At 41.6% G+C, this 12,528-nt stretch carries 8 protein-coding genes and 2 pseudogenes; 5 read left to right on the forward strand and 5 right to left on the reverse strand.

Going from position 1 to position 12,528, the window contains the following annotated elements:
• A pseudogene (locus HADU_RS08735) lies at positions 1-359 on the reverse strand (IS5 family transposase); the annotation flags it as partial.
• A gap of 88 nt (positions 360-447) precedes the next feature.
• On the opposite strand from HADU_RS08735, the gene HADU_RS08740 reads away from it, so the two are divergent.
• The 4 genes from HADU_RS08740 (at position 448) to HADU_RS08755 (ending at position 9,044) form a co-directional block, all read left to right on the forward strand.
• Positions 448-2,502, forward strand: coding sequence for a beta strand repeat-containing protein (locus tag HADU_RS08740; RefSeq protein WP_155756520.1), 2,055 nt, complete (start codon positions 448-450; stop codon positions 2,500-2,502).
• Between the two features lie 358 nt (positions 2,503-2,860).
• Positions 2,861-4,120, forward strand: coding sequence for a carbohydrate porin (locus HADU_RS08745; RefSeq protein ID WP_008305435.1), 1,260 nt, complete (start codon positions 2,861-2,863; stop codon positions 4,118-4,120).
• A 160-nt stretch (positions 4,121-4,280) separates the two neighbouring features.
• Positions 4,281-6,683 carry a glucose/quinate/shikimate family membrane-bound PQQ-dependent dehydrogenase gene (locus HADU_RS08750; protein WP_008305437.1) on the forward strand — a complete coding sequence of 801 codons (2,403 nt, stop codon included), beginning with the start codon at positions 4,281-4,283 and terminating at the stop codon, positions 6,681-6,683.
• Between the two features lie 234 nt (positions 6,684-6,917).
• A complete protein-coding gene (locus HADU_RS08755; protein ID WP_034592614.1) occupies positions 6,918-9,044 on the forward strand; it encodes a TonB-dependent receptor in 2,127 nt (708 codons plus the stop codon).
• A gap of 109 nt (positions 9,045-9,153) precedes the next feature.
• Here the strand turns inward: HADU_RS08755 and arsH are convergent, their stop codons facing one another.
• Genes arsH through HADU_RS08770 form a run of 3 tightly spaced genes read right to left on the reverse strand, consistent with a single transcriptional unit; the run spans position 9,154 to position 11,231 of the window.
• Positions 9,154-9,858 (reverse strand): arsenical resistance protein ArsH, encoded by a 705-nt coding sequence (gene arsH, locus HADU_RS08760; protein ID WP_008305442.1) that lies wholly within the window; start codon positions 9,856-9,858, stop codon positions 9,154-9,156.
• A gap of 4 nt (positions 9,859-9,862) precedes the next feature.
• Positions 9,863-10,903, reverse strand: coding sequence for an ACR3 family arsenite efflux transporter (arsB, locus tag HADU_RS08765; RefSeq protein WP_008305444.1), 1,041 nt, complete (start codon positions 10,901-10,903; stop codon positions 9,863-9,865).
• Between the two features lie 10 nt (positions 10,904-10,913).
• Entirely contained in the window at positions 10,914-11,231 is a 318-nt protein-coding gene (locus tag HADU_RS08770; protein ID WP_008305446.1) for a metalloregulator ArsR/SmtB family transcription factor, read from the reverse strand.
• Between the two features lie 83 nt (positions 11,232-11,314).
• Here HADU_RS08770 and arsC point away from each other — a divergent pair, with 83 nt between their 5' ends.
• Positions 11,315-11,743 (forward strand): arsenate reductase (glutaredoxin), encoded by a 429-nt coding sequence (arsC, locus tag HADU_RS08775; RefSeq protein WP_008305449.1) that lies wholly within the window; start codon positions 11,315-11,317, stop codon positions 11,741-11,743.
• A gap of 629 nt (positions 11,744-12,372) precedes the next feature.
• Here the strand turns inward: arsC and HADU_RS15515 are convergent.
• Positions 12,373-12,528, reverse strand: a pseudogene (locus HADU_RS15515) (IS30 family transposase); the annotation flags it as partial.

A 12,528-nucleotide genomic window follows, 5' to 3' on the forward strand; every position in this document is an offset into this window, starting at 1 on the left:
TGTTCGTCCACCACGTGATTGTCCAATTGCTCTTTCGAAACCATGCCGAGCTCCACTTGCATGTTGATGCACGCGTATGTAGCTTCCGTCAATGAATACCCATTCTTGATCCAAGACGCCTCGTAATCTAAAAAAAATTTATTCCACAATCCCTTGCTTGCCCAACGATTAAAACGATTATAAGCAGTTTGCCAAGGACAAAATTCTTGAGGAATATCACGCCATGTGGCGCCTGTACGCAGTTTCCATAAGATCGCTTCCATGATATTTCTACTATTCTTTGAACGGTAGCAACCATGTAATCGCATAGTATCTTGAATTTGCTGCCAGATATCATCGGTAAGAAGAGTACGTGCCATTGAAAATATAGAAATAAAAATAACTCAAAGGAGGATTTTAAGTATTTAAAACCAATTCTTCAAATGAGGACACGCCCTAGATAGCGTTTTGGAAGGTAACTTAAATGGCGTAAATGGTTATACATTTGGGTTGCTTAGTACCGATGTGCTATCGGGGGTAGTTGATGTAAATATAGCTACTAATGGCTTTAGATTTACAGTGAGTGGAGATACTACCCAAGATATTTCTATTGATGTAAGTGGGACTACTGGTGTTGATGTATCAATTGGTTCGGTAACTTATGCAAATCTTTTATTAATTAATATAGATACAGGTGAAATTGTTGCAACGGTACAAAATGGTTTAAAACTAGAACCATGGGTACTAACCACACGATTAGTAGCAAATAATGTAGAGTTTACTAATATTCCAGAAGGCAACTACACTATTGGTTTCTCTTCTACATCTGTTGATGGATTCCTCAATTCATTATTGGAAGGAGTTGTTGATCTCAATCTTCTCAGTGCAAGTAGAATCACTATTAATGATTCAACCCAATATTCGACAGCAGATGCTATAGGTAATGTATTAGCGGGTGGAACGGGTACGGATGTAGCAGATATCGGTGATGGTATGAGGGTGACAGAAGTCATTTCTGCTGAAACGACGTATGCCGTCAATACGCCAATCGCAAACATAGGAGAGACAGCAATTGCAGGCAGTTACGGTATTCTTTATATGCAAGCAGATGGGTCATACCGTTATGTAAGTAATGGTGATGCCAATGATGTAGCTAAAGTTGATACATTCACGTATACAGTAGCTGATGCAGCTGGTAATACCTCGCAAGCCTATCTTAATATCCGTACTGATGCAGAAGGTGCAACGATTATTTGGAATGAAAATGATCTTCAAGCTGATGGGGTGATTACTGTAAATGCACTTGATGATGAGACAACTGTATCAATTGCCCAAATTAATACAGTCAGTGAGCTGTTATCAAAAGTTGAAGTTGTAGGTGCTCAGGCTACCGGAACTAATGGACCTGTTACAGGAACGATTATTACTAATACAACTTGGACAAATACCTATACGCTCTCAGAAAGCTTTAATATCACAGAAAATACTGTAGCTAATGGAACATTAACTGTTACAGCTGAATTATTAGGTACGGTATTGAATAACTCTGTAACTGAGAATTGGGGGAGTGTTACTGCGACTTACACACTTACTGGTCAAAATGGTGAAGTGACATCGGGTATTTTAACTTTAACTGCGAATAACTCAGTGTCTGATGGTTATTATACAGCAAGCATTCCACTTAATGATTTAATTGCGGGTGATTATGTACTTAATGTTAATGTGGAAAATATAACCACTAATACAGGTGTGGGAGTAAGACCTGCAAATAATGGTGAGTTTACAGTTGATACAACACTTTCAGTGATTGAAACTTCGTTAAATGACTTTACAACTATAGAGGGTATATATAGTGAAGAGGGTAATTTACTGGAAGATGATATCGTTTCTAATATAGCGACTTTCACCATTCAACAAGGCGCAGAAATATATCGCTTTGAAAATGGGCATATTTACCAGAATGATGTTTTGCTGCAGAATCAGGATTCTGTAAATATTACTGGTACTTATGGCATATTAAATGTTGAAGCAAGTGGTAAATACACTTACACAACGCAAGATGGCAACAGTATTGGTCAAATAGAGAGCTTTACTTATACTGTAAATGACGTGGGCGGTTTATCTGATACTGCGAACCTGAATATTGGAATAGGCGCTTCAATTACAGGCAGCCGTTATGATGATAGTTATTCAAGCCATATAGGCGTAGCAGATACTGTTATTTATAATGTACTTGAAGGTGCAGAAAAAGATGCAACCGGCGGAAATGGTACAGATATCTGGACCGATTTCAGCTTGAATGAAGGTGATGCAATTGATGTGGGTGCATTGTTAACAGGTGCAAATGCAGAAAATATTAGTGAATATATTTCTGTGGAAGTAAATGACAACAACGCTACTGTGATATCGATTGATCGTGATGGTACTGGTACGCAGTTCCAAGACAAGGTTGAACTTATTACTCTTGAGGGTGTGAATACGAACTTGGAAGAGTTGCTTTCAAATGGTCATATCATTTACTAAAACTAAGATAATTATTTAGAAAATGACTAACACAAAGAGGCTTCTCGAAGCCTCTTTGTTCGTTTATACAGATAAAAAGATTTTTTGATCAATTTCAGAAAGATTAAGGGATTTGATCAGTAGTGAATAAATATCAAACTCTTATTGGCATGACCTGTTCAAAAATAAGTTTTTAATTTACTTAAAAAATATAAATAAATTTCATTAAAAAATTTTGAATAATTATTAAGATTTTGATATTTATATAAATTTCATTTTTAAACTACTTAATAATATTTAATTTATATTAAAAACAAACAATTTATATAAAGAGGTGTAATATATTCTCCATATAAGTGTGATTAAGGCGACACATTTAATGTCTATCTCCCAATTATCCAAGGCTGTATATACATGCTTGGCTGCTTTGCTATTGGCAAATACTGGTACTCATGCTGCGGATGGACTTAGTACAGAAAATCCATGGATGTTAGGCGACTGGAATGGTCAGCGTACTCAACTTCAACAACAAGGTTATGATTTCAGTTTTGGTTATACCGGTGAAGTAGCAACACTCATTGATGCTAAAAACTCATCTGATCACGGTACTGAATACGCCGACCAATTTGCAATCGGGGCCCATCTGGATCTGGAAAAAATTGCAGGATGGAAAGATACCGAAGCACAAATTACGGTGACTCAGCGTAACGGTCGTAACTTATCCAATACTGCTGAAGCGCTTGATGGACACTTAAGCTCGATGCAGGAAGTATGGGGACGTGGTCAAACCTGGCGTTTAACTGACTTCTGGATCAAGAAAAAATTCCTGGATCAGAAACTGGATGTCAAAGTTGGTCGCTTTGGTGAAGGTGAAGACTTTAACAGTTTTGATTGCGATTTCCAGAACCTGGCATTGTGTGGTTCACAGGTAGGCAACTGGGTCGGTGACCAATGGTATAACTGGCCAGTATCACAGTGGGCAGCACGTGTGAAATACAACGTCACACCTGAAATCTTTACCCAAGTGGGCGTCTATGAATATAACCCTGAGAATCTGGAACGTGGTAAAGGCTTTAACCTGAGCACAGACGGCTCTAAAGGCGCGATCATTCCGGCAGAAGTGGTGTGGACACCAAAACTCGGTGAACGAAAACTTCCAGGGGAGTATCGTGCCGGGTATTATTACAGTACCGCAGATTCAAAAATTCTTGACGGTGTAACGCCTCAAGAGATCCAGACTAAAACAGACCATCATCAAGGTGGCTGGATTGTTGCCAAGCAACAATTGACGGCACAGCAAGACGATATATCTCGTGGTCTCAGCGCATTCGTAAATCTCACCCTTCATGATGCCAAAACTAATGAAAAGACTGATATGCAGAATATTGGTCTTGTGTATAAAGGCGCAATGGATGCTCGTCCAAAGGATGAAATTGCGTTTGGTATTGCCCGTATCCATATGAATCATGATGCATTGGGTGATCGTAGTGAAGAAATCGATGCGGAAATCTACTACGGATTGCATGCCACGAACTGGTTAACCATTCGACCTAACCTTCAGTATGTTCGCCATGTCGGTGCATACAGAAATGGTGAAAACGTTTGGGTAGGCGGTATCAAGTTTAATACCTCCTTTTAAAAAGAGTTTTTAGTTGCAAATACATAATTGAATCTCCCATGACTTTGAGGCATTGATAAACAGATGCCTCAGGTATGTATTTATAACTAAGAACTTAACAATATGGTGCTCATGCATTCGAATTGCATGAGCGAAAAGAAATCTTATAAAGGTGTTCAATATGAATACTTCATCTTCAGGTTCAGTACTGAAAACGATTATGGCAGTCATTGCTGTTATTTTCGGTCTGGTACTACTGATCGGAGGGATTTACCTGGCAGTACTTGGTGGGTCTTGGTACTACATCATTGCCGGTATTTTCTTTATTGCGACCGCAGTGTTATTACATAAACAGAAAAGTACAGCACTGATCGTATACGCCGTGCTGATTTTAGGCACAGTGGTATGGGGGCTATGGGAAGTTGGTTCTGACTTCTTCGCACTCGCACCTCGTTTAGACATTTTAGGTCTGTTCGGTTTAGCACTTCTCATTCCAGCAGTGACGCGTGGTTTTGGGGAGACGAAAGGTGCCAAGATTGCACTCACCAGTACTTTGGCAATTACCATTGCGGTAATGATCTATTCTGTGTTTAATGACCCGCAAGAAATTCGTGGTGAGTTAAAATCACAGCAGCCTGCAGTGCATCAGTCTATTCCAGGTATTGCTGACGAAGACTGGCCAGCCTATGGCCGTACTCAATCCGGCCTACGTTATTCTCCATTGAAACAGATTACTGCTGATAACGTAAAAGATCTGGAGTTAGCTTGGGAATTTCATACCGGTGATGTAAAAACGGATAAAGATTCTGGTGAAACTACGAATCAGGTAACCCCGATTAAAGTGGGTAATAACCTGTTTATGTGTACCACTCACCAGTACCTGATTGCACTTGATCCTGCGACGGGTAAGGAAAAATGGCGTTTTGATCCTAAGCTGAAAGCGGACAATACCTTCCAGCATTTAACTTGCCGTGGAGTGTCTTATTATGATGCCAATAACACTGCCGGTTTTGAAAGCAGTCTAGCTGCTCGTTCTACAACGTCTGCCGAATGTCCTCAGAAAGTAATCTTACCAGTGAATGACGGACGTTTGGTGGCGGTCAATGCAACTACTGGTAAGGTATGTTCCGACTTTGGTAATAACGGCGAAGTCGATCTGCAAAAAGACATGCCATTCCCATATCCAGGCGGTTATAACCCGACTTCACCTCCTGTGGTGACAGGTACAACCATTATCATCGCCGGTTCAACCACAGATAACTATTCAACTGAAGAACCTTCAGGTGTCATTCGTGGTTATGATGTAAATACTGGTGAATTGCTCTGGGTATTTGATACGGGTGCGGAAGATCCAAATGCGATTCCTGCTCCAGGGCAAAAGTTTGTACATAACTCACCAAATGCATGGGCACCTTTAGCTTATGATGCCAATCTGGATATTGTTTATGTACCTACAGGTGTCGGTACACCAGATATCTATGGTGGTCATCGTACTGAACTGGACGAGCGTTATGCCAATTCAATGCTGGCATTGAATGCCTCTACTGGTAAATTAGTCTGGAACTTCCAGACTACCCATCATGACCTATGGGATATGGACGTACCAGCTCAACCAACATTGACTGATATCAAAGATAAAAACGGTAATATGGTGCCAGCCATCTACGTGCTGACCAAGACTGGTAATGCCTTTGTATTAGACCGTCGTAATGGTGAAGCTATTATACCAATCACTGAGAAACCGGTGCCTCAATCTGTAAAACGTGGTCCACAAACTAAAGGTGAGTGGTATTCAAAAACTCAACCGTTCTCTGACTTCAACCTGGCTCCTCAAGATAAATTGACGGATAAGGACATGTGGGGTGCCACCATGTTTGATCAGTTAATGTGTCGTGTATCGTTCAAAAAACTGAACTATGACGGTATTTATACACCACCCTCTGAAAACGGGACGCTGGTCTTCCCGGGTAACCTGGGGGTATTCGAATGGGGCGGTATGTCTGTGAATCCAGACCGTCAAATTGCATTGACCAACCCAATTGGTTTGCCATTTGTATCTCGTCTGATTCCGCAAGATCCGAACCGTAAGCAGACTGCCAAAGGTGCAGGTACTGAAGCGGGGGTACAGCCAATGTATGGGGTGCCGTATGGTGTTGAAATCAGTGCCTTCCTGTCTCCATTTGGCTTGCCATGTAAGCAGCCTGCATGGGGTTATGTGGCGGGTGTAGATCTGACGACCCATGAAGTTGCCTGGAAACGCCGTATTGGTACGATTCGTGACAGTATGCCGGGTATTCCATTACCCCCATTTAAAATGGGTGTGCCAATGCTCGGTGGTCCAATCTCGACTGCGGGTAATGTGATGTTTGTTGGTGCAACTCAGGATAACTATATCCGTGCCATCAATGTAAACAATGGGGATGAGTTATGGAAAGGTCGTCTGCCAGCAGGTGGTCAAGCCACTCCAATGACTTATGAAGCTAACGGTAAACAGTACGTGGTGATTATGGCGGGTGGTCATGGTTCCTTTGGTACCAAAATGGGCGACTCTTTAGTGGCCTATGCATTACCAGACAACAAATAATGAAGTTTTGTAGTTAAGTAAAAAAGCCTGATTCGTCAGGCTTTTTTATGCAGAATACAGGCTGTTATAACAATGAATCTTAACCAGCAACTCATGATTGGTCAGATGAGCATGTTTATAAACATGAAGCACTGATCTCATGCTGCTGAGCATTCGAGATACAGCAAAAAAACACTTTATAAATATTTTGGCTTCCATGACATGCGTAGATGCCAGACTTCAGGAATATAAGCTATGTACCTTCATATAAGACGGTTACCGATGAAATCAACGTTGTCCTGCCTGATCGCCTGTATCAGTCAAGGCATTCATGCGGAAGAACCAGTGACGGAGGTACAGCGACTGGCACCTATCGTGGTTGAAGCAACCCGTACCGACCGTACATTGCTAAACACCCCGGCTTCAGCTTATTACCTGAGTCAGAATCAGCAAAATAGCCTGAATGTAAATCTCTCTGAAAGCTTAAAAGGCGTCCCCGGTTTACAACTGAATAACCGGGAAAACTATGCCCAAGATCTGCAGATTTCCATGCGAGGCTTTGGTGCCCGCTCAACATTTGGTGTGCGTGGTGTGCGTTTATATGTCGATGGTATTCCTGCAACCATGCCGGATGGGCAAGGGCAAACTTCCAATATTGACTTAAATAGCCTCGATCATATTGAGGTACTGAGCGGCCCATTTTCATCCTTATATGGTAATTCTTCTGGCGGAACCATCCTGACACAAAGCCGTGAAGGGCAAGGACCTGATTCAGTCACTTTAGGATATTCAGGTGGCAGTCAGAATAAAGGTCAAACGAACCTGGTACTACAAGGTGGCTCAGATAATGCTTCTGAACCAAGCTATATCATCAGTTCATCTTATTTTGATACGGATAGTTTCCGTGACCATAGTGGTGCACATAAAGTACTGAACAATGCCAAGCTGACCTGGGAGCTGGACGATGGTTCTAAAATTAACTGGATCAACAACTATGTTAAAATTTCTGCCGATGATCCGGGTGGTTTAAACCGTGAGCAATGGCAAGCCGATCCTAAACAGGTTGCAAATAATGTGCTGCTATATAACGCCCGAAAAGAGATTGAACAGCTTCAAACTGGTTTAACCTGGAATAAGCCAATCAATGATCAGTATGAACTGTATGGTATGGCCTATTGGGGACAGCGTGCAGTTACACAATATCAGTCGATTCCAAGTACAGCACAAGGCGCTCCTAATCATGCCGGTGGCGTGATTGACTTCGACCGTAATTTTTATGGTGCTGATTTGCGTTGGACAGGGCGAGAGATTCTGCCAAATACCAAACTGATTGCTGGTGTCGCCGTAGATGCCATGACCGAAGAGCGGAAAGGCTATCAAAATTTTGTAGGTAATACTTTAGGTGTTAAAGGTGAATTACGTCGTAATGAAGACAATACCTTATGGAATGCAGACCCTTATTTACAGATATCTTATAACTTTGTGCCAGACTGGACTTTAGACGCAGGCTTGCGTTATAGCAATGTGCATTTTAAATCTGATGATCATTACTTAAGTAATGGCGATAATTCAGGTAAAACCACTTATGAGAAATTGCTGCCTTCAGCCGCGCTAAGCTGGCAGATTCTACCCGAATTGATGGCCTATACCAGCTATGCCCAAGGCTTTGAAACACCAACTTTTACAGAAATGGCCTATCCAGCGGATAACAGTAATAACAGCTTGAGCTTAAATGCGGCAGAAAGTGAAACTTATGAAATTGGCTTAAAGGCTGCTAATCGCTTCGGTGACTTTACTGCAGCCGCTTTCCAGACCCAGACTGAAAATGACATTGTGTCTGCAGGCAATGATAATGGTCGTTCTACTTTCCGTAATGCAGATAAAACCTTAAGAAAAGGGCTAGAACTTTCCTGGAGTAAAGACCTCTGGCGTGATCTCACTGCTCAAGCCAGTTATAGCTATATAGATGCAACTTTTGATGCAGATATTCCTGCAATTCTTAATGATGAAGGAGAGATTGTAGTATCTAGAGTGGCATCCGGTAACTACATTCCGGGTATTGCTAAAAATCAGGCTTTTCTTGGTTTAGGCTGGAAACCTGAAAATGGCTTAAATGCGGGTTTAGATGTACGTTATTCAGACCGTATTTATGTCAACGACATTAATTCACAGTATGCGCCAAGCTATACTGTTGCTGGTGCCAATGTCGGTTATCACTGGAATATGAAAGACTGGTCTGTCAAAACTTTTGCGCGTGTAGATAATTTGTTTGATAAAGACTATTCAGGTTCGGTGATTGTCAATGAAAGCAATGGCCGTTTCTATGAGCCGGCAGAAGGGCGAAACTGGAGTGCCGGATTGAGTATAACCAAAGCGTTTTAATTAAAATAATTTGTGGCTGCTCAATTTTCAAAATAAAAAATCCCGCTTCCTGAGCGGGATTTTTTTATATTTAAGCTTTGACCAGTTGATCAGAGGATTTGAGATAAAACTAAATCGTTTTCTGATTCACTCGTTTTGATAATTCCTCGGCACTTTCCACCCGTTCAGAATATCGATCGGTGAGATAAGCAGACTGACCGCGAGTGAGCAGGGTGAACTTGTAGAGTTCTTCCATCACATCCACAATGCGGTTGTAATAAGGTGATGCTTTCATGCGCCCATCTTCCTCAAACTCAAGGAAAGCTTTGGGTACAGAAGACTGATTTGGAATGGTGATCATCCGCATCCAGCGTCCTAAACCACGCAACTGATTCACTGCATTAAAGGATTGTGAACCACCACAAACCTGCATCACGGCCAGTGTCTTGCCTTGCGTGGCACGAATTGCACCGGCTGCCAGAGGAATCCAGTCAATCTGGGCTTTTAAAATCGAACTCATCGAACCATGACGTTCCGGTGAACACCAGACCATGCCTTCTGACCAGGCCAAAAGCTCATGCAGTTCTTTTACCTTAGGGTGACTCGTATCTGCATCCTCCGGTAAGGGTAATCCTTTGGGATGGAAGATTCTAACTTCGGCGCCAAAATATTCCAGTATCCGGCCAGCTTCCTGAACGGCGAGGCGACTGTAGGACCGTTCACGGTTTGAACCATATAGCAGCAGAATACGGGGTGGATGATCCAGTACTTTAGCCTGAACTTTGTCCAGTGTTGGTGTTTCTAGCAGATTCACATTGATATTCGGGAGATCCATCGGGTTATGCCTCTTTAAACACTTTTTTTCTCAGCGATAATGAAACGCTGACCAGCGCAATCAGAACTGGAACTTCAACCAGAGGGCCAATCACGGTGGTAAATGCCACAGGGGATGCGAGACCGAAAGTGGCAATCGCAACTGCCAGCGCCAGTTCAAAATTATTACCGGCAGCGGTAAAAGAAATAGCCGCAGTTTTAGGATAATCATTGCCCATCCATTTGCTCATAAACAAGCTGATAAAGAACATCACCACGAAATAAATGGTCAAGGGAATGGCAATTCTGAGTACATCCAGTGGCAGGCTAACCACATCACCACCTTTAAGGCTAAACATGGCAACAATGGTAAACAACAGAGCCAGCAGGCTGAGCGGACTGATTTTTGGAATAAACTGCGTTTGATACCATGCCAGACCTTTTTGCTTGACCAGAATCAAACGCGTCAAAAAGCCCAGCAAAAATGGAATACCCAGATAAACCAGAACCGCGTGGGTAATCGTCCAGAAGCTGACATCAATCACCTGTGCTTCAACACCAAAATAAGGCGGCAAGAAAGTCAAGAATAGCCAGGCATAGCTACTGAAAAACAGGATCTGGAAAATACTGTTAAATGCCACCAGTCCGGCCACATACTGATTATCGCCGCACGCCAGACCATTCCAGACTAAGACCATGGCAATACAACGCGCCAAGCCGATCAAAATAACACCCGTCATATATTCAGGATAGGATTGTAGGAAAATCAGCGCCAATGCAAACATCAGGCAGGGTGCAATCAGCCAGTTTTGAAGCAGAGACAGGGTGAGCGTGCGTTTATCCTTAAATACCTGCGGCAAGGTGGCATAGTCCACTTTGGCAAGTGGCGGATACATCATGATAATCAGACCGATGGCAATCGGAATATTGACCGAATCAATACTTATCCGGTCTAAAGCAATCGACGCCTGAGGAAAGAAAACCCCAATCCCGATCCCCAGCAGCATGGCGATAAAAATCCAGAGGGTCAGATTTTTATCTAAAAATGACATTTTTGAAGCAGACATGATATTGGACTCAGGATACTTCGCAAGGTGTTGAAATAGTAGATTTTAGTTTTTGAATTTCCGGATCTTGTGCGATGACTGTTAATACTTCATTTGCCCAGACCGGCAAATCCGGATTTAAACGGTAATAAACCCATTGCCCTTGGCGTTGATCCAGCAAGATACCCAGATTTCTCAATAAAGCCAGATGACGGGAAATTTTGGGCTGGCTCAGATTTAATTGTTCTGTGAATTCACAAACACAGACATTCTGTTTGGCCATGATCAGCTTTAAAATATCTAAACGTGTTGAATCGGCAAGACATTTAAAAAAATCGGTCTGATGCATCGCGATATCCTGATATATTTGCTATTGCGAATATACGGATATCCATATATAAAAGCAAGATTGTTTATGTACTGAGAAAAGTTATGTCGCAAAAAATCAAGATTTATCATAATCCCGAATGTGGAACCTCCCGAAATACTTTGGCCTTGATCCGTAATACCGGTGAGGAACCACAGGTGATTGAATATCTGAAAAAACCACCGTCCAAAGAAGAACTGATTCAGTTAATCCAAGATGCGGGTCTGTCGGTACGTGAAGCGATTCGTAAAAATGTGAAGCCGTATGAAGAACTCAATTTGGAAAGCAGTGATTGGACAGATCATCAACTGATTGATTTTATGCTGCAACACCCGATTTTGATTAATCGTCCATTTGTGGTGACTGAACTTGGTGTGAAATTGTGCCGACCATCAGAAGTTGTTTTAGATATTCTTTCCGCTCCGCAGCGCGCAGCTTTTAGCAAGGAAGACGGGGAAATGATCATTGATGAAGCAGGGAAGAGATTGAAATAAATCGCGGGATTTAAAGTCGATCGCTCAGATCACAAAAAAGCCACCGCAAGGGTGGCTTTTTATTTAAAGCTAAAATGACAGATATCGGATTATTTTAAGCTAAACCGTCATGCGACACATAAGTTGTCATTAGCATAATAATCAAATCAGTGTCTTAATTCTTCAAACGAACCATAATGTCATTATACTGCGACTCAACCGATGTCATTATGAGTGTAAGACGACTCAACCTGTGTCATTTGTCTAAATGAGCTTTTAGTAGGTGTTTTAGATGTCTTTAATTTGTTAACTTAGTGTTGAATCCAGAGTTCAAAGTATTGAGGATTAGTTAGCCGCACTAGAGCATTTTTTATTCTTGGAAGATAATCCTACTATCCATAGTAATAAATTGTTTTATTTAGTATTATTCTAAAAATTTCATAACTTGTATTGATATTCTTGACATGCCTATATACGAAAATAAAGCAGATCATCGACCTCCTAATTGGAGCAAAGACAAAAAAAGCAAATGGATTGTAGAGGTAACGGAAGAGGAAGAAATTTTCTTTCATGGTTATGAGCAAAATTGGCTACATGAAGAATCAGAATCTATTTGGGCTATTAAAGTTGAAGATGAAAGCCCGGCGAATTCAAACATGAGGTGCGACAGTTTGAAAAGTCTTATGATAATCAACAAGCTGAGCAAATTTCTCTAATGGTGTAAGCCAATCTAACGCTTTTCTAGGACGAGTATTCAGTGACATGGCAACTTGATTTAAATAATGCTGATCTGCCTGATTTAAATC

The sequence above is a fragment of the Acinetobacter sp. HA genome, assembly GCF_000264725.1.
Taxonomy (GTDB): Bacteria; Pseudomonadota; Gammaproteobacteria; order Pseudomonadales; family Moraxellaceae; genus Acinetobacter; species Acinetobacter schindleri.